Annotated in this window: 26 protein-coding genes and 1 tRNA gene; 9 read left to right on the forward strand and 18 right to left on the reverse strand. The window is 62.4% G+C overall.

The features are described 5' to 3' along the window. Positions 1 to 652: 652 nt before the first annotated feature. Positions 653 to 728: transfer RNA gene (locus tag MGMSRV2_RS01745), tRNA-Thr, on the reverse strand. Positions 729 to 849: 121 nt separating this feature from the next. On the opposite strand from MGMSRV2_RS01745, the gene MGMSRV2_RS20920 reads away from it, so the two are divergent. The 3 genes from MGMSRV2_RS20920 (at position 850) to murA (ending at position 3,006) form a co-directional block, all read left to right on the forward strand. Then, positions 850 to 1,062, forward strand: a complete 213-nt coding sequence (locus MGMSRV2_RS20920) for a hypothetical protein (protein WP_144084258.1) — start codon at positions 850 to 852, stop codon at positions 1,060 to 1,062. Positions 1,063 to 1,081: 19 nt separating this feature from the next. Continuing rightward, positions 1,082 to 1,636, forward strand: coding sequence for a dCTP deaminase (gene dcd, locus MGMSRV2_RS01755; RefSeq protein ID WP_024078593.1), 555 nt, complete (start codon positions 1,082 to 1,084; stop codon positions 1,634 to 1,636). A gap of 71 nt (positions 1,637 to 1,707) precedes the next feature. Beyond that, complete coding sequence (gene murA, locus MGMSRV2_RS01760; RefSeq protein WP_024078594.1) at positions 1,708 to 3,006, forward strand: UDP-N-acetylglucosamine 1-carboxyvinyltransferase; 1,299 nt, start codon at positions 1,708 to 1,710, stop codon at positions 3,004 to 3,006. Positions 3,007 to 3,063: 57 nt separating this feature from the next. Here murA and MGMSRV2_RS01765 read toward each other — a convergent pair whose 3' ends face one another. Further along, the gene (locus tag MGMSRV2_RS01765) at positions 3,064 to 3,795 is read right to left on the reverse strand and encodes a formylglycine-generating enzyme family protein (RefSeq protein WP_024078595.1); all 732 of its coding nucleotides are present in this window, start codon (positions 3,793 to 3,795) and stop codon (positions 3,064 to 3,066) included. 106 nt (positions 3,796 to 3,901) lie between these two features. On the opposite strand from MGMSRV2_RS01765, the gene MGMSRV2_RS01770 reads away from it, so the two are divergent. From MGMSRV2_RS01770 to MGMSRV2_RS01785, 4 genes are all read left to right on the forward strand, one after another. Next, the gene (locus tag MGMSRV2_RS01770) at positions 3,902 to 4,216 is read left to right on the forward strand and encodes a hypothetical protein (RefSeq protein WP_024078596.1); all 315 of its coding nucleotides are present in this window, start codon (positions 3,902 to 3,904) and stop codon (positions 4,214 to 4,216) included. Positions 4,217 to 4,314: 98 nt separating this feature from the next. Further along, the gene (locus MGMSRV2_RS01775; RefSeq protein WP_024078597.1) at positions 4,315 to 5,970 is read left to right on the forward strand and encodes a peptide ABC transporter substrate-binding protein; all 1,656 of its coding nucleotides are present in this window, start codon (positions 4,315 to 4,317) and stop codon (positions 5,968 to 5,970) included. Continuing rightward, entirely contained in the window at positions 5,967 to 6,926 is a 960-nt protein-coding gene (locus MGMSRV2_RS01780; RefSeq protein WP_024078598.1) for an ABC transporter permease, read from the forward strand. Before MGMSRV2_RS01775 ends, MGMSRV2_RS01780 begins: the two co-directional genes overlap by 4 nt. After that, complete coding sequence (locus MGMSRV2_RS01785) at positions 6,923 to 7,768, forward strand: ABC transporter permease (protein WP_024078599.1); 846 nt, start codon at positions 6,923 to 6,925, stop codon at positions 7,766 to 7,768. The genes MGMSRV2_RS01780 and MGMSRV2_RS01785 overlap by 4 nt, the downstream gene beginning before the upstream one ends. A gap of 117 nt (positions 7,769 to 7,885) precedes the next feature. Here MGMSRV2_RS01785 and nifK read toward each other — a convergent pair whose 3' ends face one another. The 3 genes from nifK to nifH all read right to left on the reverse strand — a co-directional run bounded on the left by nifK (position 7,886) and on the right by nifH (position 11,944). Beyond that, on the reverse strand, positions 7,886 to 9,412 hold the full coding sequence (gene nifK, locus MGMSRV2_RS01790; RefSeq protein ID WP_024078600.1) for a nitrogenase molybdenum-iron protein subunit beta: 1,527 nt from the start codon (positions 9,410 to 9,412) through the stop codon (positions 7,886 to 7,888). A gap of 100 nt (positions 9,413 to 9,512) precedes the next feature. Continuing rightward, positions 9,513 to 10,967: a nitrogenase molybdenum-iron protein alpha chain gene (gene nifD, locus MGMSRV2_RS01795; protein ID WP_024078601.1), complete on the reverse strand. Its 1,455-nt coding sequence runs from the start codon at positions 10,965 to 10,967 to the stop codon at positions 9,513 to 9,515. An 89-nt stretch (positions 10,968 to 11,056) separates the two neighbouring features. Further along, the gene (gene nifH, locus MGMSRV2_RS01800) at positions 11,057 to 11,944 is read right to left on the reverse strand and encodes a nitrogenase iron protein (RefSeq protein ID WP_041633387.1); all 888 of its coding nucleotides are present in this window, start codon (positions 11,942 to 11,944) and stop codon (positions 11,057 to 11,059) included. A 266-nt stretch (positions 11,945 to 12,210) separates the two neighbouring features. Between nifH and MGMSRV2_RS01805 the strand changes: the two genes are divergently transcribed. Together MGMSRV2_RS01805 and draG are read left to right on the forward strand one after the other, a co-directional pair. Then, positions 12,211 to 13,038 carry an NAD(+)--dinitrogen-reductase ADP-D-ribosyltransferase gene (locus tag MGMSRV2_RS01805; RefSeq protein ID WP_024078603.1) on the forward strand — a complete coding sequence of 276 codons (828 nt, stop codon included), beginning with the start codon at positions 12,211 to 12,213 and terminating at the stop codon, positions 13,036 to 13,038. A 14-nt stretch (positions 13,039 to 13,052) separates the two neighbouring features. Continuing rightward, a complete protein-coding gene (draG, locus tag MGMSRV2_RS01810) occupies positions 13,053 to 13,934 on the forward strand; it encodes an ADP-ribosyl-[dinitrogen reductase] hydrolase (protein ID WP_024078604.1) in 882 nt (293 codons plus the stop codon). Between the two features lie 2 nt (positions 13,935 to 13,936). Here the strand turns inward: draG and MGMSRV2_RS01815 are convergent, their stop codons facing one another. The 13 genes from MGMSRV2_RS01815 to MGMSRV2_RS01875 form a co-directional block, all read right to left on the reverse strand. After that, positions 13,937 to 14,359 carry a thioredoxin domain-containing protein gene (locus tag MGMSRV2_RS01815; RefSeq protein WP_024078605.1) on the reverse strand — a complete coding sequence of 141 codons (423 nt, stop codon included), beginning with the start codon at positions 14,357 to 14,359 and terminating at the stop codon, positions 13,937 to 13,939. Positions 14,360 to 14,382: 23 nt separating this feature from the next. Beyond that, a complete protein-coding gene (locus MGMSRV2_RS01820; RefSeq protein WP_024078606.1) occupies positions 14,383 to 14,976 on the reverse strand; it encodes a biliverdin-producing heme oxygenase in 594 nt (197 codons plus the stop codon). Next, on the reverse strand, positions 14,973 to 17,234 hold the full coding sequence (locus tag MGMSRV2_RS01825) for an ATP-binding protein (RefSeq protein WP_024078607.1): 2,262 nt from the start codon (positions 17,232 to 17,234) through the stop codon (positions 14,973 to 14,975). The genes MGMSRV2_RS01820 and MGMSRV2_RS01825 overlap by 4 nt, the downstream gene beginning before the upstream one ends. Positions 17,235 to 17,378: 144 nt before the next feature. Next, positions 17,379 to 17,762, reverse strand: a complete 384-nt coding sequence (locus tag MGMSRV2_RS01830; RefSeq protein WP_024078608.1) for a 2Fe-2S iron-sulfur cluster-binding protein — start codon at positions 17,760 to 17,762, stop codon at positions 17,379 to 17,381. 31 nt (positions 17,763 to 17,793) lie between these two features. After that, on the reverse strand, positions 17,794 to 18,660 hold the full coding sequence (locus tag MGMSRV2_RS01835; protein ID WP_024078609.1) for an SIR2 family protein: 867 nt from the start codon (positions 18,658 to 18,660) through the stop codon (positions 17,794 to 17,796). A 4-nt stretch (positions 18,661 to 18,664) separates the two neighbouring features. Further along, positions 18,665 to 18,880, reverse strand: coding sequence for a putative nitrogen fixation protein NifT (gene nifT, locus MGMSRV2_RS01840; protein WP_024078610.1), 216 nt, complete (start codon positions 18,878 to 18,880; stop codon positions 18,665 to 18,667). Next, positions 18,877 to 19,146 carry a nitrogen fixation protein NifZ gene (locus tag MGMSRV2_RS01845; RefSeq protein ID WP_024078611.1) on the reverse strand — a complete coding sequence of 90 codons (270 nt, stop codon included), beginning with the start codon at positions 19,144 to 19,146 and terminating at the stop codon, positions 18,877 to 18,879. Before MGMSRV2_RS01845 ends, nifT begins: the two co-directional genes overlap by 4 nt. A gap of 44 nt (positions 19,147 to 19,190) precedes the next feature. After that, entirely contained in the window at positions 19,191 to 19,379 is a 189-nt protein-coding gene (locus MGMSRV2_RS01850; RefSeq protein WP_024078612.1) for a 4Fe-4S dicluster domain-containing protein, read from the reverse strand. A 24-nt stretch (positions 19,380 to 19,403) separates the two neighbouring features. Next, the gene (gene nifB / locus MGMSRV2_RS01855; RefSeq protein ID WP_024078613.1) at positions 19,404 to 20,876 is read right to left on the reverse strand and encodes a nitrogenase cofactor biosynthesis protein NifB; all 1,473 of its coding nucleotides are present in this window, start codon (positions 20,874 to 20,876) and stop codon (positions 19,404 to 19,406) included. A 235-nt stretch (positions 20,877 to 21,111) separates the two neighbouring features. Then, complete coding sequence (nifA, locus tag MGMSRV2_RS01860) at positions 21,112 to 22,803, reverse strand: nif-specific transcriptional activator NifA (RefSeq protein ID WP_024078614.1); 1,692 nt, start codon at positions 22,801 to 22,803, stop codon at positions 21,112 to 21,114. Between the two features lie 259 nt (positions 22,804 to 23,062). Then, the gene (locus MGMSRV2_RS01865; protein WP_024078615.1) at positions 23,063 to 23,521 is read right to left on the reverse strand and encodes a ferritin-like domain-containing protein; all 459 of its coding nucleotides are present in this window, start codon (positions 23,519 to 23,521) and stop codon (positions 23,063 to 23,065) included. 8 nt (positions 23,522 to 23,529) lie between these two features. Then, positions 23,530 to 23,823 (reverse strand): ferredoxin family protein, encoded by a 294-nt coding sequence (locus MGMSRV2_RS01870; protein WP_024078616.1) that lies wholly within the window; start codon positions 23,821 to 23,823, stop codon positions 23,530 to 23,532. A gap of 54 nt (positions 23,824 to 23,877) precedes the next feature. After that, positions 23,878 to 25,179, reverse strand: coding sequence for an FAD-dependent monooxygenase (locus MGMSRV2_RS01875; RefSeq protein WP_024078617.1), 1,302 nt, complete (start codon positions 25,177 to 25,179; stop codon positions 23,878 to 23,880). Positions 25,180 to 25,182 lie beyond the last annotated feature (3 nt).

A 25,182-nucleotide genomic window follows, 5' to 3' on the forward strand; every position in this document is an offset into this window, starting at 1 on the left:
CATGCACATTTCTGGGGGAGAAAGACTCGCTCCCAGAGAAATCACAGCCCTTTTCAGCTTGACCGCTCGCCAAGTCTCAGAATTCCGCAATTCTGCGTTCTCGCAAGTCTGGAGACTACGGCCACATATTGCCCTGTGCATCACCCCCTGGGTAGGGGCCGTCGCACCCCCGCATTGTATGGTCGGAAGCCCGAATTTCGTCGAGAAATTATGGAGGGGCGTTCCAGCATATTGTAAGTCCCCCTGCCCCCCGTCCCCCCCCTGTTCGCTTTTGGGCACGGGCATCCCCGAACCGAGTGCGCGGCTTACCCTCGGGCACGGCCTCACTCTAGTTGAGAGAGGCGTCTCTGATGCGTTTTCAAGGGGTTAGCGGACTCGTTCTCACTTTCCTGATGGGAATCTGCCCGCAAGGGGCTTGATCGCCCCACAGGGGCGTTAAAACGACTCCTGCCGTAGCTCAGTCGGTAGAGCACTCAGGGGAACGCGCCAGCGTATCCCCGACCCTGGTAAGGGCTAACCTTCCAGACAGCCCCCCCCTCATTCCCATTGCCATGGGAATCCAGTGGGAATATCGTGGGAATGATCACAACCGCTTCTAGCTGGCTTGGTGCCTGAAACGGCGAAAGGCCCTAGGTTTCCCAAGGGCCTTTCATGGTGCTGCCGAAAGGAATCGAACCTTCGACCTTACCCTTACCAAGGGTATGCTCTACCGACTGAGCTACGGCAGCGTCTTCAGTGCCAGGGCGGCTGCCCCGTGAAGAGGGGCGCTTTATGCCAAAGCTTTTCCCCTCGGTCAAGGGCTTTCTTTCCGATCTTGACCCCAGGCGGAAAGCCGCCAAAATACGGGGCATGACCGACACCCCAATCCCCCCCGATGGCAAGCCCAAACCGGGCAGTCAGGCCGAGCTGCGTCGCCGTCGTCAGGCCGAGGCCTTGCGCGCCAATCTCAGCCGTCGCAAACAGCAGGATCGTGGGCGCGCCGACAGCGATGACGCCGCTGTCGACGATAGTACCGGCTGCGGCTTGCATGGCGCGGAAACTGACGGTAAAACGGGCGGCTAAAGTCAGTGGAGCGTCCGTAATGTCCGTCATGCCCGACACCTGGATTCGTGAAATGGCCACCAAACATGGCATGATCGAACCGTTCACCGAGAAATTGCAGCGTGAAGGCGTGATTTCCTACGGGCTGTCCTCCTATGGCTACGACGCCCGCGTCGCTCCCGAATTCAAGATTTTCACCAACGTCGATTCGGCGGTGGTCGATCCCAAGCAGTTTTCCGACAAAAGCTTCGTCGACCGCGAAACCGACATCTGCGTCATCCCCCCCAATTCCTTTGCCCTGGCCCGCACGGTGGAATATTTCCGCATTCCGCGTGACACCTTGGTCATCTGTCTGGGCAAGTCCACCTATGCCCGCTGCGGCATCATCGTCAACGTGACCCCCCTGGAACCGGAATGGGAAGGCCACGTGACCTTGGAGTTTTCCAACACCACGCCGCTGCCGGCCAAGATTTACGCCAACGAGGGCGCCTGCCAGTTCATCTTCCTCAAGGGTGCGGGCGTTTGCGAGACGTCGTACCGCGACCGTTCCGGCAAGTACCAAGGCCAGCAGGGCGTCACCCTGCCCAAGCTGTAAAAGCTTGAAAGGCGCTACGGGCAGGGGGTAAACCCTGCCCTTTGTTTTTTCCGATTTCCAAAGGACCAAGCATGGACAGGATCCGCATCATCGGCGGCACCCCGCTCAAGGGTATTATCGCCATCGGCGGCGCCAAGAACGCTGCCCTTACCCTGATGCCGGCCTGCCTGCTGACCGATCAGACCCTGTCGCTGTCCAACCTGCCGCATCTGGTCGACATCACCACCATGGCCAATCTGCTGGCCCAGCACGGTGTCGGCATGGCCTTGAACGGCGCCTCGGCCCAGGGCGGCCACACCGGCCGGGTGCTGGACCTGACGGCGGCCGAGATCGTCAACACCACCGCGCCCTATGATCTGGTGCGCAAGATGCGCGCCTCGGTGCTGGTGCTGGGGCCGCTGCTGGCCCGCTGCGGTCAGGCCAAGGTATCGCTGCCCGGCGGCTGCGCCATCGGCACCCGCCCGGTCGATCTGCACCTGAAGGCGCTGGAGCAGATGGGCGCGGTCATCGAACTGACCGAGGGCTACATCCACGCCAAGGTCGATGGCCGGCTGAAGGGCGCCCACATCATCTTCCCGCAGGTGACCGTGGGCGGCACCGAGAACATCCTGATGGCCGCCACCCTGGCCGAGGGCGAAACCGTCATCGCCAACGCCGCGCGCGAGCCGGAAGTCACCGATCTGGCCCAATGCCTGGTGGCCATGGGCGCCAAGATCGAGGGTATCGGCACCGGCACCTTGCGGGTGCAGGGCCAGGACCGTCTGCATGGGGCCGAATATTCGGTGGTGCCCGACCGCATCGAGACCGGCACCTATGCGGTGGCCGCCGCCATCACCCGGGGCGATGTCGAACTGGTGGGTGCTCGCTACGACCTGATGGAATCGGTCAACAAGGTGTTGCGTGATTGCGGCGTGGTGATCGAGGAAACCGCGCGCGGCATGCGGGTACGCGGCGACGTTCACGACATCGTCGGCACCGACATCATGACCGAGCCCTATCCCGGCTTTCCCACCGATATGCAGGCGCAGTTGATGGCCCTGGCCGCCACCGCCAACGGTGCGTCGATGATCACCGAGACCATTTTTGAAAACCGCTACATGCACGTCCCCGAACTGCTGCGCATGGGCGCCCGCGTCAACGTGCATGGTTCTTCCGCCATCGTCCGTGGCGTCAAGGCGCTATCCGGGGCCCAGGTCATGGCCACCGATCTGCGGGCGTCGTCGTCCTTGATCCTGGCCGGTCTGGCCGCCCAGGGCGAAACCATCATCAACCGCGTCTATCACCTGGATCGCGGCTATGAACGGGTCGAGGAAAAGCTGGCCGCCTGCGGCGCCAATATCGAGCGCATCAAGGGCGATCCGGCGGAATAAAATACTCGGGGGAAAGTACACCGAGGCGAAGCCGAGGGACTTTATCCCCGGGTACCGTCAATCCCGTGCCACCCTAAAGCCGATGTCATAGCCGTAAGTACGGGCGTCCTCGCCCACGCGTGAGGCCGAGCGCGACTGGTGCGGCACATAGTACCAGCTGCCGCCCTTGACCACCCGCTTGGGGCAGTTGGCCTCGGTGCGGGCGATGCCGTCGCGCGGGCGGCCTTGATGGCTGGGATACCAGCAATCGGCCGTCCATTCCCACACATTGCCGTTGAGATCGTGGAAGCCCCAGCCATTGGCGGCCATGCTGGCCACCGGGGCCGGGCGGCGGTCGAAGCGGGGATCGCAGTGCTGGCACACCGCCATGCCCTCTTCCATGCCCGTCCCCCACGGGAAGATGGTTTGGCTGCCGGCACGGACGGCATATTCCCATTCCGCCTCGGTCGGCAGGCGATAGGGCTTGCCGCTCATCCGCGCCAGCCACGTCGCATAGGCTTGGGCATCGGCGAAGCTGACATTGGTCATGGGCATATGATCTTCCGGCCAACGCAACGAGGCCTTGGCGGCACAGCCGCCGCCGGCGACACAGGCTTTCCACTGGCCCACACTGGTCTCGGTCCGGGCCAGGGCAAAGGCATCGACCCGGACCGTATAGGGCGCGCTATCATCGCCCAGACGCCCCAGTCCGCCGGGCAAGGCGATCATCTCTGGGCATTGGGGGCAATCGGCGGCCTGCGTGGGCAGCGTCGCCATCATGCACAGCAGCAGAACAAACCAGCGGATCATGCCTGTTACACTTTGTTGCCAAAAACCATGCGGGCGGTCATCCCTGGGTTACCCGCCGATGGTTGAATCAATGCATGGAAGGACAGGATTTGTACAGGAGGAAGCCATGAAGACCACATTGAAGACCATCGCCGTTTTCACCGGTCTGCTGCTCCTGGCCGGCTGTGCCGCCAATGCCGACGACACGACGACCAAGGCCAATGCCCCCGGTTACGGCCCCGGCTGGCGTCATGAACAGATGATGCAGGCCCGCCTCAATGGTGACGTGCCCCCCGGCCCGATGATGATGGCACGCGGCCCCGGTTTCGGTCCCGGCCAACGCGGCTTCGGCCCGCCGGTGGACGAAAACGGCAAGATCGACACCAGCAAGCTGCCGGCGTGGTGTCCCTATGCCGACAAGCCGGCCACCACCACCAAATAACGAGGTTTCAGCCGCCCCCGCCCCACCGGCGGGGGTGGCGCTTTGCCCCACGGCCTTGGCAATGCTACCATGACCGCCGATCGCCGTTCGGGGGGCCGATGCCGTCTTTGTTTCGCCTGCTGCTGACCATCATCGTGCTGGCCGTCCCCATGGCCGCCGGCGCCAAGGACCAACTGGCCATCGGCCTGTCGCAATTTCCCGCCAGCCTGCACCCCAACATGGAATCGATGATGGCCAAGGCCTATGTGCTGGGTATGACCAACCGGCCCATGACCGCTTTCGACGCCAAATGGCAATTGGTCTGCATGCTGTGCGAACGCCTGCCCACCTTCGACAACGGGCTGGCCAAGCGCGAAACCGGTGCAGACGGCAAGGCCCGAGTGGCGCTGACTTACACCCTGCCCGCCGATGCCTTTTGGGGCGACGGCACACCGGTGACCACCGAGGATGTGCTGTTCACCTGGGAGGTGGGCCGCCATCCGCAATCGGGGGTGGGCAATGCCGAGATGTACCGCCGTATCCTGAAGATCGAGGCCAAGGACGCCAAGACCTTCACCGTGCATCTCGACCGCCTGACCTTCGACTACAACGCGCTCAACGATTTCCAGCCGCTGCCGGCGCATCTGGAGCGCGACCGCTTCAGCCCCGACCCGGCCACCTATCGCAATCGCAGCCTGTACGACCACGATAGCACCCGGCCCGGCCTGTATAACGGCCCCTATCGCATCACCCAGGTAGTCGCCGGCAGCCATCTGGTGCTGGAACGCAACAGCCATTGGCGCGGGACCAAGCCCGATTTCGACCGGGTGGTGGTGCGGGCGGTGGAAAACACCGCTGCCTTGGAAGCGCAATTGCTGTCGGGCGGCGTCGACATGATCGCCGGCGAATTGGGATTGCCGCTGGAACAGGGGCTGGCCCTGGCCAAGCGCGACGATCCACGCTTTCAGGTGATTTTCAAATCCGGGCTGGTCTATGAACACATGGACGTCAACCTGGACAATCCGGCCCTGGCCGACCGCCGGGTGCGTCAGGCGCTGATGTACGGCCTGGACCGCCAGGGCATGAGCCGGCAATTGTTCGACGGGCGCCAACCGGTGGCCCATACCCAGGTCAACCCGCTGGACGGCGTGCACGCGGGGGACGTTCCCACCTATGGCCACGACCCGGCCAAGGCGGCCAAGCTGCTGGACGAGGCCGGTTGGGGGCTGAAAGGCGCCAGCCGCCGCAACGCCAAGGGCGAGGCGTTGACGGTGGAGCTGATCACCACCGCCGGCAACCGCTCACGCGAGTTGGTATCGCAGGTGATCCAGGGGCAATGGCGGGCCTTGGGCATTGATGTCAGGCTGAAGGCCGAGCCGCCCCGGGTGTTCTTCGCCGAAACCGTGACCAAGCGGCGCTTTGCCCATCTGGCCCTGTTCGCCTGGGTGTCGGCGCCGGAAAACGTGCCGCGCACCACCTTGCATTCCAGCCAAGTCCCTAGTGCCGCCAACAACTGGACCGGCCAGAATTATACCGGTTACGCCGATCCGCGCATGGATACCCTGCTCGACGCCATCGAGGTGGAGCTGGACAAGCCCAAGCGGGTCGAATTGTGGCGGCAATTGCAGCACTTGTATGCTCAAGACCTGCCGGCGCTACCCTTGTTCTTCCGCGCCGAAGCCTATGTGTTGCCGCGCCCCCTGATCGGGGTAGAGCCCACCGGTCACCAGGACCCCAGTACCCTGTGGATCGAACACTGGCGGTGGCGGCCATGAGCCTGTGGCTGCTGGGACGGCTGGCCCAGGCCGCCATGGTGCTGGCGGTGATGAGCGTGGTGGTGCACGGGCTGATGGGGCTGATGCCCGGCGATCCCATCGACCTGATGATCGCGTCCGACCCCAACCTGACCGCCGCTGACGCAATGCGGTTGAAGGCGCTGTACGGCCTGGATCAGCCCTGGGGTCAGCGTTATCTGGCCTGGGCCGGTCAGGTGGTGCAGGGGGAATTGGGCTATTCCCGCCTGTTCGCCCAGCCGGTGCTGGCGGTGATCGGACCGGCCTTGGTCAATTCCCTTACCCTGATGCTGTCGGCTTTGGCGCTGTCGCTGCTGCTGGCGGTGCCCTTGGGGATGGTGGCGGCACTGCGTCCCGGCAGCGCGGTCGATCATGCCATCAACGCCTTCGCCTTCGCCTCGGCCTCGCTGCCCACCTTCTGGCTGGGATTGATGCTGATGCTGGTCTTCGCCGTCAGCCTGGGCTGGCTGCCCGCCGGCGGCATGCAATCGCTGGGCGGCGATGGCGGGGGGGTGATCGACGGCTTGCGCCACATGGCCCTGCCGGTGGCCACCCTGGCCATCGCCGGTCTGGGTCAGTATGCCCGCCACACCCGCGCCGCCATGTTGGCCGAGGCCGGGCAGGATTATATCCGTACCGCCAGGGCCAAGGGGTGCGGCCCCGCCCGCATCGCCCTGAAGCACCAGTGGCGCAACGCCTTGCTGCCGCTGGTCACCCTGCTGGGGCTGGAATTCGGCAGTCTGTTTTCCGGTGCCCTGATCACCGAAACCGTGTTCGGCTGGCCCGGCATGGGCAAGCTGATCAATGACGCGGTGATGGGTAATGATTTCAATCTGGCGCTGACGGCGCTGATGCTGGCCACTGCCATGACCCTGGCCGGATCGCTGCTGGCCGACATGGCCATGGCCCGGCTGGACCCCCGGATTTCGCTGCGATGAAGCGCGACCTGCCCGCGCTGATCGGCACCATCGTCCTGGCCCTGCTGCTGGCGGCGACCGTGGCGGCGCCCTTCGTCGCCGCCGACCCGGAAGCCATGAATCTGGCAACCATCCATGCCCCGCCATCGCTGTTCCATCCCCTGGGCACCGATGAATTGGGCCGCGACGTCGCCTCGCGCCTGCTGCATGGCGGGCGGGTGTCATTGGCGGTGGCCCTGGCGACAGCCGTGCTGGCCGCATTCTTGGGCACCGCCATCGGCCTGCTGGCCGGCTATCACGGCGGACGGCTGGATGCCCTGCTGATGCGGCTGACCGACGGGGTGATGGCGCTGCCGCTGTTGCCGTTGCTGATCGTGCTGGCGGCGCTGGACCCGACCAAGCTGGGCATCGCCCCGGAAGCTCAATCGACCGAGGCCTTCACCATCGGTCGCATGGTGGTGATCATCGCCCTGGTCGGCTGGACCGGAGCGGCGCGGCTGGTCCGCGCCCAGACCATGACGGTGAAGGCGCGCGATTACGTCCGCGCCGCCACCGCCTTGGGGGCGACGCCCACGCGGATCATGCTCCGTCACATCCTGCCCAACGTCGCCTCGCCCATGGTGGTGGCGGCGACCCTGTCGGTGGGCAACATCATCCTGGTGGAAAGCGCCTTGTCCTTCCTGGGCCTGGGCGTGCAACCGCCCATGGCCAGTTGGGGCAACATGCTGACCGGGGCCATGAACGTGATCTGGAGCGCCCCGCTTCAGGCGCTATGGCCGGGGTTGGCCATCTTCGTCACCGTGCTGGCCTTCAATCTGGCCGGCGACGGTCTGCAACGCAGGCTGGACCCGAGAAAGGCGTAGTCCCGATCAGCGGGATATGAGGCGTCGTCCCGATCAGCGGGACATGGGGGGATGAACCATAAAAAACCCCGGAGTGGGGTGCTCCGGGGCTTGTACGATCTAAACCGGGACAGCAGGTTACCGGGTCAGATCGAAGGAGATGTCCGATTCGTCGGCGACTTCGAACACGCGGTCGAGGATTTCGACCAGAACCCGCAGCGCACCTTGGTAGCCGAAGGTGGGGAAGCGGTGGTGGTGGTGACGGTCGAAGATCGGGAAGGTCAGACGGATCAGCGGAATGCCGGTGTCCTTTTCCAGATACTTGCCGTAGGACGAACCGATGATGAAGTCGGTCGGCTCGGTGAACAGCAGCGAACGCAGGTGCCACAGATCCTTACCGGCCCACACCTGACCCGACGCACCGAAGGGCGAGGAAGCGAGCAGGGCCTTGGCCTTGGCTTCCCATTCCTTGGCGCCGTTGGTGGCGAGGACGTGGGTCGGCTCGGCGCCCATTTCCATCAGGAAGGCGGACATGGCCAAGGTGAAGTCGGGATCGCCGAACACGGCGAACTTCTTGCCATGCAGCCAAGCCTGGCTGTCGGTGATGGCATCGACCAGACGACCGCGTTCCTTTTCGATGGAGGCGGGAATGGCCTTGCCGGTCAGTTCCGAAACCTTCATCAGGAAAGCGTCGGTGGCGCCGATGCCCATGGGATAGTTGAAGGCGGCGGTCTGCTGACCCTTGGTCGCCACGTATTCCAGGGTCTTCAGGCTGCAGAATTCCTGCAGGCCGATGGTGGCCTTGGCGTTGATGGCGGCGCGGGTCTCGTCCAGCGTGGTGCCGCCGTCATACATGCGGTATTCGCCGTCGGAGGGCGTATCGTAGACGTCGGAAACGTCGCCGATGAAGGTGTAGTCGACGCCCATGGTGTCGAGGTAACGCTTGATCTCGCGGTTGTTGGCGACCGCATAGCCGTCGAAACCGGGGATGATGTTGATCTTGTCGCCGGCAGCGGCGGTCAACTGCGCTTCACGATCCCAGAAGTAGCTGAGAATGCCCTTCATCTGGTTGTCGTAGCCGGTGGTGTGGCTGCCGACGAAAGACGGGGTGTGAGCGAAGGGAACCGGGAAATCAGCCGGAACCGATTCCTTTTCCTTGGCGGTGGCGATGAACGCCGACAGATCGTCGCCGATGACTTCGGCCATGCAGGTGGTCGAAACCACGATCATCTTCGGCTTATAGAGCGTGTAGGCGTTCTGCAGGCCTTCAACGATGTTGGCGAGACCACCGAACACGGCGGCATCTTCGGTCATCGAGTCGGCAACGATCGGCACGGCTTCCTTGAAGTGACGGGCCAGATGCGAACGGAAATAAGCGACGCAGCCTTGCGAACCATGCACGTAGGGCAGGGTACCTTCGAAACCGGCGGCCACGAACACCGCGCCCAGCGGCTGGCAGGCCTTGGCCGGATTGATGGTGGCGATTTCACGGGCGAAGTTCTTTTCGCGGTATTCCCAGGTCTTGGTGTATTCGGCCTGGGCGGCCACGGCTTCGTCGGTGGGCCGGCACTCGAACTGAGCCTTCTTGGAGGCGAACAGTTCCAGGTATTCCGGTTCCTTGAACAAGGAAATGTGGTCTTTGACCTTGTCAGCGCTCTGCGGCATGGCAGTTCTCCTTCAGCCTCCTCGCGCCCCCGTTTTGTGGGCGTCACGCGAGGAGGTGTTGTGACATCAGAAAATGTAAGGCTTTACAGTTGGTTGGCGCTTACGCGGCCTTCCACGGAGCCTTGAACTTCGACCAGATCGGGCTGTTGATGGCCAGGTCCATATCGCGAGCGAAAATGGCGAAGCCGTCATAACCGTGATACGGGCCGGAATAGTCCCACGAGTGCATCTGGCGGAAGGGCACGCCCATCTTTTGGGTGGCGTACTTTTCCTTGATGCCGGAACCGACCAGGTCGGGGCGGATCTTTTCGATGAACTTCTCAAGCTCGTAGCCCGAGACGTCGTCATAGATCAGCGTGCCTTCCTTGACGTAATCGGTGGTGCGCTGATAGTCGTCGTTGTGGCCGAATTCATAGCCGGTGCCGACGATGGTCATGCCCAGGTCGTCATAGGCGTTGGCAACGTGACGGGGGCGCAGACCACCCACGTACAGCATGACCTTCTTGCCTTCCAGGCGGGGCTTGTACTTGGCCAGGACGTCGGCGACCAGACCTTCGTACTTGGCGATGACCTTCTCGGCATTGGCCTGGATGGTCTCGTCGAACTGCGAAGCGATCTTGCGCAGGCTCTTGGCGATCTGGCTGGGGCCGAAGAAGTTATATTCCACCCACGGAATGTTGTACTTCTCTTCCATGTGACGGCAGATGTAGTTCATCGACCGATAGCAGTGGATCAGGTTCAGCTTGGCCTTGGGAGCGCGTTCCATTTCCGCCAAGGTGGCGTCGCCCGACCACATGCCGACCACGCGCAGGCCCATTTCTTCCAGCAGACGGCGGGAAGGCCAGGCGTCGCCGCCGATGTTGTAGTCGGCGATCAGGTTGACGTCATAGGGGCCGGTTTCCCACTCGGGCTTCGACTTCTCGAACACCCAATCCCGGATGGCGTCGTTGGCGATGTGGTGGCCCAGCGACTGGGACACGCCGCGGAAGCCTTCGCAACGCACCGGAACGATGGTCTTGCCGGTTTCCTTGTGCTTCTTCTTGGCGACGGCTTCGATGTCGTCACCGATCAGACCGATCGGGCATTCGGACTGGATCGAGATACCCTTGTTGAGCGGGAACAGGTCGTTCAGCTCGTCGATCATCTTGTCCAGGTTCTTGTCGCCACCGAAAACGATGTCGCGTTCCTGGAAGTCCGAGGTGATCTGCATGGTCACGAACGAGTCGATGCCGACCGTGCCATTGAAGTAGTTGCGACGCTGGGACCAGGAATAGTGACCGCAGCCGACCGGACCGTGGGAGATGTGGAGCATGTCCTTGACCGGACCCCACACCACACCCTTGGAACCGGCATAGGCGCAACCACGGATGGTCATGACACCGGGAACGGATTTGACGTTGGACTTGACGCCACAGCTGGAGGCACCGGCGTCGTCGGTCTTCTTGATGTTGAGGTGACGGCCACGCTTCTTGGCGGCCTTCTCGGGATACTGCTCGAGGACTTCCTTGATCAGGGCCTCATTGAAAGCAGCGTCGGGTGCGTTGTCGAGGCTCATGCCCCATCTCCTTATCCTGGTTTTCGCATCCCCCGCCGCCGCCATACGAGCGGCGGGGGTAACGATAAAGGCTGGTCAGTCGCCAGTGATTAGCTGCACAGGCTCTTTTCCTTGGCCTCGAGCTCGGCCAGGGCAGCTTCGTCGGACTTCATGATGCCGAATTCCAGCAGCATGTCTTCAAGCTCTTCCATGGTGATCGGGGTCGGGATGGTGCCCTTGCCGGCATTGGCATGGATCTTGGTGGCGAGCTGGCGGTATTCACCGGCCTGCTTCGAGTCGGGCGCGTACTGGATGACGGTCTGGCGACGCAGCTCGGCGTGCTGCACACCATTGTCACGCGGGACGAAGTGGATCAGCTGGGTGTTCAGCTTGGAAGCCAGGCTCTCGGACAGATCGATTTCACGGTCGGTCTGACGTTCGTTGCAGATCAGGCCGCCCAGACGGACGCCGCCGGAACCGGCATACTTCAAGATGCCCTTGGCGATGTTGTTGGCGGCGAACAGCGCCATCATTTCGCCGGACATGACGATGTAAATTTCCTGGGCCTTGTTCTCGCGGATGGGCATGGCGAAGCCGCCACACACCACGTCGCCCAGCACGTCGTAGGAGACGTAATCGACGTCGTCATAGGCGCCGTTTTCTTCCAGGAAGTTGATGGCGGTGATGACGCCACGACCGGCGCAGCCGACGCCCGGCTCGGGGCCACCGGCTTCGGTGCACTTGATGCCCTTGTAGCCGATCTTCATCACGTCTTCGAGTTCCAGGTCTTCGACCGAACCGGCCTTGGCGGCCAGGTGCAGCACGGTGTCCTGCAGCTTGGTGTTGAGGATCAGGCGGGTCGAGTCGGCCTTGGGGTCGCAGCCGACGATCAGGATCTTTTGATCCATCTCGACCAGAGCGGCCAGGGTGTTCTGGGAGGTGGTCGACTTGCCGATACCGCCCTTACCGTAGAAAGCGATCTGACGAGGCATATTGATGTTCCTTTCGCTGGTCTAGCCTTCAATGGGTCGGCGGGGGCATCGGCCGCCGCCTCTGCTCCCATAGAGGCAATGGGCGTGCCAACTTTTCGAAACAACGAAAAAACATTAAAAAACAGATACATAACATGTGTGTTGGGGGTTTTTGTGGGGCTGTCGGGAAGTCTACACGCTGTCGTAAGCCTCACATTCGGCGTTGCTGTGTCGGTCGGAAGGAGGGCTGTGGGTGGTAAGGGCACATTTATTGCAAGGATTTCGCCGACAGGATGGGAGTGGTGGGCGTGTCATCCAGGGAAAAGCGCAGTTTCGGTCAGTCGACCAATCTTGTGGGGGTGCCCACCGAGTTGCTGGGCTGCCGCGAATTCAATGCGCATCCGGTGGAGTTGCACATTTCCGGTGCACGCGAGATGAACAAGAATCTGTTCGAGATGCTTTCGCACGCCCCTGATCTGGCCGATGCCGGCTTGGCGTTTCACTCTTATATGAACGCCATGTTCGGCATTGATCCGGAACAGCGCGAGGGTGGCGACCGGGCCCGGCGTTTCCGCGCTTCGTTCCTGCGTCTGCTCAAGGGCTGGGGGTATGACAGCAACGGCCCCGAAGGCGCGGTACTGAAAGGTTGGGTGCAAAGCCGCTTCGGCCTGTTTCCCACCTTCCATAAGCAGGTCATCGACCGCCTGACCGGGCCGGTATGGACGGCTTATGTGGAAGAAAAGATGTCGTCGCGCTTCCACAACAATTCCATCCATACCCAATTGGATATGTTGTATGAGTTCTGCCAATGGGCGCTGGCCACCTTCGTCGCGCCGGGCAAGACCCATCTGACCCTGTATCGGGGCACCAATTCCTTCGACGAGCATCAGATCGTCGAACGTCTCGACCGCCGCCGGGTGGTGATGCGCATCAACAATCTGGCGTCGTTTTCCGAACATCGCGATGTCGCCAGCTGTTTCGGCGACATCATCGTCACCGCCCACGTCCCGGTGGTGAAAATGCTTTTTTTCAACACGCTGTTGCCCATCCATCCGTTGAAGGGCGAAGGCGAATATCTGGTCATCGGCGGTGAATACCTTGCCGATGCCAGCTATCTTTAGGAAAGAGTGTTCGCATGGAACAAAACATTCCTTTGCTGGACCGGGCCTTGGGCGCCTATTTCGGCTTGGCCGTGGGCGATGCCCTGGGGGCCACCGTCGAGTTCCTGACCCGCGGTGAAATCCAAAGCCAATATGGCGTCCACCGCAAGATGGTCGGCGGCGGCTGGCTGCATCTGGCCCCCGGTCAGATCACCGACGACACCGAGATGTCGCTGGCCCTGGGCCGCTCGCTGGCGCGCATGGGCCGTTTCGACGCCGTCGAAGCGTGCGAGGAATTTGCCGCCTGGCTGAAGACCGGTCCGGTGGATATCGGCAACACCTGTCGGCGTGGCATCCGCCGCTATATGATCCATGGCAGCGTGGACGGCCCCTATTGCGACGGCGACGCCGGCAATGGTGCCGCCATGCGGGTGTTACCCATGGCTCTGGCGACCTTGAGCCAACCCGACCGGGTCGAGCCGTGGACCTTGGCGCAATGTCACATCACCCACAATCATCCTTTGTCGGATCACGCCTCGTTGACCATGGTGCGCATGGTTCAGGCGCTGCTGAAGGGCGAGGGTATGAAAGGTGCCCGGGCCATCGCCACCGCCTTGGTGGACAAGCACAAATGCTTCCGTTTCGAGGTGTTCAAGGGCCAAAGCACGGCCTACATCGTCGACACCATGCAAACGGTGCTGCACTTTTATTTCGTCACCGATTCATTTCAGGATTGTCTGATTCAGACCGTCAACCAAGGGGGCGACGCTGATACCACCGGCGCCATGGTCGGCATGTTGGCCGGCGCCTGTTACGGCCTGTCGGCCATCCCCAAATCCTGGTTGAACAAATTGGACAAGGCGGTGGCCGAGGAAATCCGCGCCCAGGTGCCCAAATTATTGGCCATCGGGGCGTAGGGTCAAGCCGCCGGCGGTTCGCACTTCGGCGCGTGGTCGTGCTTGGGGCAGCCTTCGCCGATGCCGGCGGCGCCATCAAGGCCGATCCAGGCGGCGACCTTGGCTTCATCCCAACCGACCATGCGTTGGTCGCCGACCTGCATCAGCGGGCGGCGGATCAGCAGGTGGTCTTCCATCAGCAGGGCCAGGGCCTTGCCCGGACCCAGATTTTCCGGGACGATCTCGCCGGACTTGATCTTGGGGGCGGCGCGGTTGAACCAATCGGCAGGGGGCAAGGGGGCGAGGAAGGCCAGCAGCTCGGCGCCCGACCACGGATGCGACAATAGATCGCGCACCACCAATTCATGTCCCGAATCCGACAATGTCTTCTTTTGCCGGGCGTTGCCGCCGCAACCGGGCTTTTCGTAGAATATGACGTGGGCCATGGCCGTTTACCTCGCTTCGGCGGTCAATTCATTGCGCCATGCCGGGTCAGGTGACGGGTGAACAGATCGGCGATATCGGCGAATAGCCGGCAAGCCGCCTGTCCTGCCGCCGGGTATTGTTGGGGCGGGCATAGCGTCTCGGCCAACCCGCAAAAATGATGCCAGCCGGCGGCATCGGTGCGGCCAAAAAAGTGCAGCGGGCAGTGGTGGCCTAATTGCGCGCGGATGCGCGGGCCCAGCATGGCGATGCCCATGACCGAGCCCTCGACCACATAGCGCCAACCCACATATTCGGCCACGGAGGTGGGGGCGGTGCCGTTCCAGCACGGCACCGTCGGATCCAATATTGCCAGTTCGCTCAAGTCGCGCGTCAACAAGGCGGTGCGGTCCAGGGCAAGCTGTCTGAACGGGGCCAGATCGGGCAGGCCGGCATGGGCTTGGTGAAAGGCTGTCTCCAGCGGCTGGTGCAGGCCCAGCAGGGCGTGCAGCACGCGGCCATAGGCCTTGACGGTCAGGCCTGGGGCGGTCAGGGGACGCATCAGCGGATGATGATCGACGTTGTGGTGCCCCTGGCGGGTGGCGGCCCGTAGGTACTGGCGCAATCCATCCTTTGTCATGGAACGATCCGCGAAGGCGGGAAGGTCAGGGTCACGCAGGTGCCCTGGCCCAAGGTGCTGGACAGATGGATGGTGCCGCCATGCAGTTCGACCAGGGATTTGACGATGGGCAGGCCCAGCCCGGTGCCCTTGCGGGCGATTTCCATGTTGTCTTCGGTCTGACGGAACGGTTCCAGCACCCGTGCCAACTGATCGGCGGCGATACCGATGCCGGTATCGTGCACGGTCAGGCACAGCCCCGAGGCATCCTCTCGGCAGCCCACATGAACCGAGCCCTGTGGCGGGGTGAATTTGATGGCGTTGGACAAAAGGTTGATCAGGATCTGCAACAGCATGCGGCGGTCCGCGCGCAGACGGGGCAAGGCAGAGGGCACTTCGACCCGTATGGTGACCTCGGCCTCGCGTGTGAGGGATGAAAGCAGTTGCTGGGCATAGGTGGCCAGCGCCGAGATTTCCAATTCCTCATCTTCGATGTCAAAGCCGCCGGCTTCGATCTTGGACAGATCCAGCACGTCATTGATCATGTTCAGCAAATGGCGCGCGGCATCGCGCACGTGGCCGATGGCTTCGCTTTGGCGTTGCACGACCTGGCCGTAAATACCCATGCCCAACATTTCGGAAAAGCCGAGAACCGCGTTCAACGGCGTTCGCAATTCATGGCTCATATGGGCGAGAAAGCGGGACTTGGCCCGGTCGCTTTCGGCCAATTGCAGGTTCAGCAATCGGATGGTGCGCAACTGACGCAAGATGACGTCGTTGAGGGCGGTGCGCAACGAACGGGCAATTTCCACCTTCCAGCGGGGCCAGGGGCGGGAGTGGCCACGTCTTACTTCGACCCAGCGGGCAAACGATTGGCGCGGCAGAAAGTCGCCCTGGTCTTTGTCATGGGCGACCTGTTGCGGGCTTTTTCCACCCCAGATCGTGGTGCAGACGCTTTCCGGGCGAAACCACAAGATCATGTGCTGAGCCGTGTCGCCGACGGTAATCCCCAGAACACCACTGGCCGTTGCGGTGTATTGCCGGAATTCCGGCAAATGCGCGGAGAGGCATTCGCTGAAATAAACGCCGTCCTCAAGGTGTGCTCGACAGAAATTCGTCAATAGTAGCACCGCCTCGCGGTCAGGGGCTTGACCGACCATACGGACCAGCGGTTCGTCGCCGGCGCCTTCGTCGTACACCACCGCCGCCCCGGAGGAGGCAAAGAAAATATCGGTCAGCTTGACCTCGCCCTCGACCAGGGGCGAGACGAAGTCATCGGCACCGGCGATTTGTTCCAGCAACCGCGCATGCAGGTGTACGTGCAAGGCGCGGGCGTCGCGCTCTTCCGCTGTTTCGGTGGCGTGCAGCGCCAAGGCGAAGGCATCGGTCAGGACCATCACCTGATGGCGGGCGTCTTGCCCCACCCGATGGGGCTGACGGTGATGGCCGACGATCAGCCCCCACAAGCGTCCTTGGCTGATGACCGAAGAGGAAAACGAACCATCCACGCCAAGATTGCGCTGATAGATCTGGTGGACCGGCGATACCGAGCGGCACCGGCAACGCCCCATATCGTATGGCAGCCCCGTGGACGGCTTTAGGGCCGGCTTCAGCATGGCTGGCGTGTAATCCCGACTGGGAGTGAAACGGGTGGGGCTTTTCAGATAAAGGGCGCGCGCCTGGGGCGGAATATCGTCGGCGGGGAAGTGGAAATCCATGAAGGATTCGGAGAAATTCTCGTCCAGGCTTTCACCGATCACTTCGCCATGGCCATCGCGGTCAAAGCGGTAGACCATGATCCGCTCCATACCGGTAATCTGGCGGATGCACATTGCAACATGACCAGCCAGCTTCTCAAGGCTTTCCGCCTCGCGCATGCCGGAGATGGTGCTTTGCACCAAAGTGAGCTGGTCGGGCTGTCCCTGGTCACCGGGCTGGCGCGGTTCGATTTCACAAAACAGGGTGTCGGCGGAACGATGAGTGTAAATTTCGGCGCCAAAGGGCGGCCAAGAAGCCTCGTCCAAAGCGAGGAAGGCCCCGTCGGCCCGCTTCGAGTCTTCGGCCACCCTGGCGGCGACCCTTGCGGGTAAAACCTGATCCAGGCGCATGCCCAGGCTCACCGGATGGCCCGGGGGGGCAAGGTCCGTGACATTCGCCGAAATACTTTCAATGACCAGATTGGCCGGGTCGATGCACAACAGCAGCGCATGGGGCTGGACGCAGCCAGGGGCGTGGATGGCCTCTTGATCGCAGGCTAGGGTCGGACGGCTCTCATCCATTGCTCACCGTTTGCTATCCTATAGTATAATGGTCGAGAGTATGGTGGGGGTGCGTGCGCGTTTCAATAGGGAAGTGGTCAGACCGCAGTAAAAAAGGGGGCGTCCCTAAGGACGCCCCCCGTACCGATCTGCGTGCTTCCGCCATCAACGCCGCAGATCGATCTCGACACCGGCTTCGCCGGAGAATTCCACCAGGATGTCTTCATCCCGCACGATGTACTGGCAAGCCAGACGATAGGGCGGGGGCATGTCCTCGACCTCGGTCTTGGCCAGCAATTCCTTGGTCAGTTTGCCGTTCACCGACAGGGTCAGCTTTTCCTTGTCGGTCAGGTGGATCGCCTTGGGGGCGTTGTCGCCCAGATGGGTCACCTTGATCAGGCAGGAGCCGCACTCGCCGTCCTGGCACTCGAACGGGATCTTGATGTTGTTGGCCTTGGCCACGGCCAAAAGGGTGCCATTGGCGCCGGCGACGGCGTAAACGGTGACGTTCTTTTCCAGGGTCGGACCGCTGAAGGTTACATTGGCCATCTTGGGATGCTCCTTGGGGATATCTTGGGGTTCACAAGACTGGGGCGGTTGCCGCCAGTACCTCGGCCGCCTGGGCCAAGGGCATGGAGATGGGCGTGATGTTCTCGTTCTCCATGAACTTCTTTTCGTTGGGCGACAGCTCGTCCATGGGGACGATGGCATAGCGCGGCCCTTTGGAGTGCTTGGTCAGACAGCGGGCAAAGGTGCGCAGAATCTGGTCGTAGAAGCGGCAGCCGATGAAGACGAAGCCCATGTCGGCGCGCCGAAGCTTCACCGTGTCCGGGATCGGGGTCTGGATGTCGATATCGGTCAGCACTTCGACGTAATCGGCATCCGAGGCTAGAACGTCGCCGGCCGGCTGCGCCGCGCCATGCGGCTTGTAAAGAATGGTGCTGGCCTTGGCCGCCTCGTCATAGGCAAGCTCGGTGCCGTCGGGGGCATAGGCCCGATACCACGGTGCATCGCCGGTACGGCGCGCCTTCGACGTGCCTTGCATCAGCGCCCAATCCGAGCGGATGTCGCCCAGGGCCTGGGCCATGGTGCCGTCATACCAGGTGTCGATGATCAGGGGCAATTGGGTGCGTCCGGCCAACCAGCGGTGCAGCAGGCTGGGTTCGGGCACCGGCTTGAAGATTTCCAGCATCAGCTTGTCCAGCGTCATGCGATGCCGGAACGTCTCGATATACTGGGCGGTGTGCCACATATTGTTGCGGATACGACCGGGAACGGCGACGCGCTTGGACAGGCGTTGCGACAGTTCGCGGGCGCCGGTGGGCACCGGCCAGGGCTCGGCGGTGAGCGTCAGCACGTCCGGTCCCAGGAAGGGCACAAGCTGCCCCGCCGCGATTCTCCGGCCAAGATCGGCAACGATGTCATGCGGTTGGGCAGTGGCGTTCATGGTGTCAATCCTCGTCGTCGGCGAGCTTGCGGGCTTCGACGGTGATCGGCAGCGGCGTGTCGGCGGGCATGTCGGGCATCTGGAACGACCAGCCGTTGCCGATCTTGATGACACCGCCCCAAATGCCGGGCTTTTCGGTTTCGATCACTTTTTCTTCCAGGTCCTTTTTCGGGACATAGATCTCGTAGTAATCGGCAACCTTGCGCAGGGTGACCTTCATTGCGGTTGCTCCAGGCTTTCGATTTCATGCGTGCGCATGCCGACCAGCATGCCGCGATCGACGAAGTCGATGGCGTAGACGTAGAAGCGGTTGAGATAAGTCCCCACCGATTTCACATAGCCCACGTCACCGCGGTGGATCAGAAACTCTCCCATGGCGAGGCCGGGATAGGTGCCGTCATTGCGAATTTCGCGGATGGAATGCACTTTTTCCCCCGGCTCAAAGGCCGGTGGCCCGTACAATTCGCTGGCTTCGGCTTCGACCATGGGAGCCTCTCTGTGCAGGCGATTACGCCTTGACGATTAGGCGTTCACGCCTTGACGATGCAGTTTTCGACCGGGCAGACGGCAATGCACTTGGGGTCGTCGCCGTCGCATTCGCTGCAGGCGCTGGCCTTGATGACATAGGTCTCGCCCTTCATGGCGATGGCGGCATTGGGGCACTCGAATTCGCAAGCGCCGCAGGCGGAGCAGGTGGAGGTGGTGATCTTCAGAGCCATGGCGGTTCTCCTTGGTTAAAAAAGTCAGGCAATGGATCCCAGCGCGACGTCGGCTTGGCCGTTGATTTCGGCGTACCAGCGGGCGATGGCGGTTTCGATGTATTCAAACGGGTAGGCGTCGATGGCGGTGATGCCGGCGGCAGCCAGATCCTTTTTCGGGCACGATCCGATCTTGGACACGAACACCGCTTCGATGCCGGCCAGGGTCGGGACCAGATTGTCTTCCAGCACGTCGTCGTCGCCCCAACCGCCTTGGCAGTAATTGTCCACCTTGCGGTGACCGACGAAACGCACGCCGTCGTGGTCGACTTCGTAGACCTGGAACTCGCTGGCGTGGCCGAAATGCTGGTTGACGCGTCCGCCACCCTTGGTGGCGACGGCGACCAGACGAGCCGGAGCGGCGGTGGCGGCCAAGGTGTCCTCGGCCACGGCGACGGCGGCCTGACGGTCGGCCCGTTCACGCTCGACCACTTCGCGGTAGAGGCGGCGGGCCTCGGGGTCGTACTCGACCTCGGCATCGATCTTGTCCATGGTGAAGTCCTGCGACAGGTCTTCTCCCAGCATGCCCACGGCGTCGGCGCGGCACTGGCGGCAATGGCGCATTAGATTGGCGCCGCCGGCCAGCTTGTCCTGCAAATCCTTCAACTCCGCTGCGCTGGGGCCGCGCTGGCCGGTCAGGCCGAAATGGGTGCCGTGGGCAGCGTCGGAGATCAGCGGCATGACATTGTGCAGGAAGGCGCCGCGGGCCTTGATGGCGGCGTTGACCTCCAGCAGGTGCTGGTCGTTGACACCCGGGATCATCACCGAGTTGACCTTGACCAGGATGTTCTTGCTGGCCAGAGCCTCCAGGCTTTCCATCTGCCGCTCGTGCAGAATCTTGGACGCATCCAGGCCGGTGTAACGCTTGCCGTTATGATAGATCCACGGATAGATCAGGGTACCGATCTCGGGGTCGACCATGTTGATGGTGACGGTGACGTGGTCGATGTTGTGGTCGGCCAGGGCGTCGATATGGTCGGGCAGGGCCAGGCCGTTGGTGGAGACGCAGAACTTCAGGTCGGGCAGGCGCTTTTCCACCTGACGGAAGGTCTCGAAGGTCTTGCGCCAGTCGAACATGGAATCACCGGGGCCGGCGATGCCCAGCACCGACAATTGCGGCACCTTGTTGGCGACGGCGACGACCTTCAACGCCGCCTGTTCGGGCGTCATCCGCTCCGACGTCACGCCGGGGCGGGATTCGTTGGAACAGTCGTATTTGCGATTGCAATAATTGCACTGGATGTTGCAGGCCGGTGCCACCGCCACATGCATGCGGGCGAAATAGTGGTGGGCCTCTTCCGAATAGCAGGGATGGTCCTTGATCTTGTTCCACACATGCTCGGGCATCTCGCCTTGACCGGCGCTGCTGCCGCACGATGACTTGGTGGAACAGCCGCTGGCTTGGGGCTGGGCTTCACCACGCTTGGTGATGCTTTGCAGGGAAACGATGTTGGACACCGGCAGCCTCCAATTCAGGGGTCTCTGAATTATGGTATTGCAACTGCGATGCCAATTGAGAAGTGGCGGAAAATATAGGGTTTCGCCGCTTTTGTCGGTTGTCGTATCCCCGACAGCGGCGTCAGGGATGCGACAGACGGGGAGCAAAAGGTCGGAATTGGCGTCATAAGGGGTGGTGTCGCCGCGATGCGACCACTCCGCCAGGGCGTCGGACCGTCAGGCAACGTGCCCGTGGCTACAGCTGCCTGATCTCGATGTCGTATTTCTTCAGGGCATAGCCGATCTGGCGCGGGGTCAGCCCCAGCAGGCGGGCGGCCTTGGCCTGGACCCAGCCGCAGCGTTCCATGGCCTGGACCAGACGGGACCGTTCGTCCAGGCTGTCCAAATCCACCTCCGCCATGACTTCGGTGGACGCCGTCGGTGCGGTGATCGGCGGCGGTGCAGCGACGGCGGTAACCGGTTCACGCACGGGGGCGGTGGGGACCGGCACCAGATGGCTGGCCGCCTGCCCTTGGCCCACCTTGCCGTCCCATAGGGTCGAGGACAGACACAGATCGCGCCGGCACGACAGGTCGATCTCGTCGATGACGTCGCCCTGGGCCATGGTGGCGGTGCGGTAGATGCAGTTTTCCAGTTCGCGCACATTGCCGGGGAAGTTGCAGCGTTGCAGGGTCTGCAAAGCCTTGGCGGTGATGCCGACCTTGCGACCGTTTTCCTGGTTGAACTGCTTGAGGAAGTGGTCGGCCAGCAGCGCCACGTCGCCATGACGTTCGCGCAAGGGCGGCAGGAAGATGGGCACCACGTTCAAGCGGAAATAGAGGTCGGCGCGGAACTCGCCCTTGGTCACCGCCATTTCCAGGTTGCGGTTGGTGGCGGCGACCAGACGGACATCAACCTTGATGGTCTTGGCGCCGCCGACCCGCTCGAATTCGCCTTCTTGCAGCACGCGCAGCAGCTTGGACTGGAAATTGGCGGAAATCTCGCCGATCTCGTCCAGGAACAAGGTGCCGCCATTGGCCAACTCGAAACGGCCCTTGCGGTCGGCGACGGCGCCGGTGAAGGCGCCCTTTTCGTGGCCGAACAATTCAGATTCCAGCACGCTTTCCGACAATGCGGCGCAGTTGACCTTGACGAACGGCTTGTCGGTGCGCTTGGACAGCATGTGCACGGCGTGGGCGATCATTTCCTTGCCGGTGCCGCTTTCGCCGCGCAACAGCACGGTGGCCTTGGTTGGTGCCGCCTGCTGCACCTGAGCGAACACCCGGGCCATGGCCTCGGACGAGCCGACAATCTCTTCCAGCCCGGCGCTGCGCGCCGCCGCCGGCTTGATCTTGATCACCTGCTTTTGCAGTCGCGCATTGTCTTCCATCAGCTGTTCGCGGTCGGCCAGCACCTTGCGGTACAGCCCCACCGTTTGGCCGATCAGGGTGCCGACCATGGTCAGGAAGCGGATGTCGTGCTGAAAGCCGCGATGGGCGCCGCTTTCACGCCCGCGCACCACGGAAAGGGTGCCGAAGGGCTTTTCGTTGGTCTTCACCGGTACGCACAGAAAGGCCAGGGAATCGTCATCGGGATCAAGGAACTCGGCGATGTAATCGGCCAGGGCCGGGTCGCCGACGGCACTGGGCACCACCATGGGCATCGAGCCCTCCAGCACCGGGCGGATGGCCTGCATGGGGTATTTCAAGGCGCCGTCGCGGGCCTCACGCAAGGACATGCCGGTGACGGCGGCCAGCACCTGCTCGCCGGTACCGTCATCCAAGGTGACGACGCCGTGGCGCATTTCCAGGTAGGACGACAGGATGTTCAAGACGTCGTGCAGCGCCCGGTCGAGGTCGAAGGTCGATCCCAGCACCTTGCCGATTTCGTAGATACCGATCAGCTGTGCTTCGCTGTCTTCGTTGCGGCTTTTGTTCAAGCTGCCCATGTCCCGAACCCCATTTTCGACCGTGCCTTTAAAATGGGCGGCATGGCCGTGTGTCTATTTTTTAGACTTTAGCCATGTCTGAACGGTTTCGTCCAGTGTCGCTAATCCGACAATTGCTGCAAATGCGAAGGGCGCCCATGCATTAAATGCACATGGGCTCCACCTTTGGGCGGGGCAAGGGGGGGAATGGGATAATTTGAAGTCCTGATCCTCTCCCCGCGCGTCGTATGGGCAATGCGCACGCGGGGAGAGGGGGAGCTTAAGCGGCCAGACGCTGAATCCAGCGTTGGATGGCTTCCACGTGCTCGGCTTCCTCGTCGGTGAATTCCTGCGCCATGGCACGGATTTCCGGGTCGGTGGTGGTGTCCAGCACGTTCTTATAGAACTCATAGCCGCGCAGTTCGGCTTCAAGCGCCAGACGCATGGCTTCCTGCACGCCCATCAGCGGATCGGCGCCCCAGATGGCGGCGGCTTCCGGGCTTTCCATTTCCGGCCACTTGAAGTCGTCATGGCTCATGACCGGCAGGTCGTGATAGCCGCAGCGTTCCTTGGCCTGCTGGTAGTGCATCTGCGAATAATGCGCCATCTGGGCGAAGAATTCGTGCACTTCCTTGTTGCCGTGGGTCTTGGCGGCTTCGGCCAATTCCTTGAAACGCAGCACCGCTTCCTGTTCCAACCGGGCCGCATAGGCCAGGAATTCGTCAACTGATTCCATCATGATGATCCTCAGCCGAACTTGAACAGGATGCCGTAGCCGCCGCGCGGATAATTCCACTCGATGTCGCCGGTGGCGGCGCAGACGATGCGGCAGGTGCCGCATTCCAGGCAGCCGTCGGGGGCGATTTCCACCTGACCGGTTTCGGTGCGGCTATAGCAGCCGGCGGGGCAGATCTTGACCAGCGACGCCAAGGCCTCGGTCGGCTGGGTGTGCGGCTTGACGCTGATATGCGGGCGGCCTTCATCGACCATGTAGCGGTTCTGGTAGAGCTTTTCTTCTACCTTGATGTGGATCTCTTGCATGAGAGTTCTCCTGAAAGCTCGGACCTGGGCGAGCAGGCGCCCAGGCCGGGGCGATTACCGGAAGGCGCGGGCCAGGTTGAAGACGTCGCCCAGCAGACCGCCCAGACGACGGGTCGAACGGAAGGCCTTGGTGATCTTCTTTTCCTTGGACCGCTTGTCCTCGCCGTCCACGCGCAGCATGGTCTCGGCGGCTTGCGACAGCAGGCGCGGATAATCGGTGAAGAAGTGCTTGTTGTTGTGCAGCACCTTGGGCAGGCGGCGGTACTTGTGCAGGTCCTTCAAGACGAAGCTGTCTTCCAGCGCCTTCTTGTAGGCGACCAGCACCGACGACACCATGGGCTTGCCGGTCTTCTTGGCGGCAATCACCGTCTCGGCCGCCAGACGGCCCGAGGTCATGGCCATGTTCGAGCCTTCGCGGTGGACGGCGTTGACGAACTGGGCGGCGTCACCGACGATCATCCAGCCGTCGCCGAAAAGCTGTGGCACCGCGTTCAAGCCACCTTCGGGGATCAGGTGGGCGGCGTATTCCTTGACTTCCGACCCGGCCAGCAGCGGCTTGATCGACGGATGATTCTTGAACTTCTCCAACAGGAAGGCCGGGCGCACCTGGGCTTCGGTGAAGTCCGACACCAGACAGCCGATGCCGACCGCGATGCTTTCCTTGTTGGTGTAGAGGAAAGCGGTGCCGACCATGCCGACGGTGACCGAGCCGGCCACTTCGATGACCACGCCTTCTTCCTCGCCGATGTTGAAGCGGCTTTCGATGACGTCTTGCGGCAGGAAGTGCATTTCCTTGACCGCCAGGGCGACGGCGTCGGGGGTGACTTCCTTCTTGATGCCCGAGCGGCTGGCCACCAGGGCGTTGACGCCGTCGGCCATCACCACCACGTCGGCATAGACGTCGCCGTCTTCACGGTCGGTGCGCACGCCGATGACCTTGCCCTTGCCGTCCTTGATCAACTCGGTGACGGTGGTTTCGCATACCACCAGGGCGCCGGCTTCGCGCACCTTGCGGCTGAACCATTTGTCGAACTGGGCGCGGATGATGGTGTAGCGGTTGGGACGCTCTTCGTTGAAGGCATCCGAGCGGTAGTGACCGCCCACATGGGCCTTGTCGTCCAAAATCCACATGCGCTGTTCGACGATGTGGCGTTCCAAGGGCGCATCCTCGCGGAAATCGGGGATGATGCGTTCCAGGGCATCGGCGTACAGGATGGCGCCCTGCACGTTCTTCGACCCGGAATATTCGCCGCGTTCGATTTGCAGCACGTTCAAGCCGGCCTTGGCCATGACATAGGCGCAGGCATTGCCGGACGGGCCGGCTCCGATCACGATGGCGTCGAAAGTCTCACTCATGGT

Source organism: Magnetospirillum gryphiswaldense MSR-1 v2, assembly GCF_000513295.1.
Classification (GTDB): Bacteria; Pseudomonadota; Alphaproteobacteria; order Rhodospirillales; family Magnetospirillaceae; genus Magnetospirillum; species Magnetospirillum gryphiswaldense.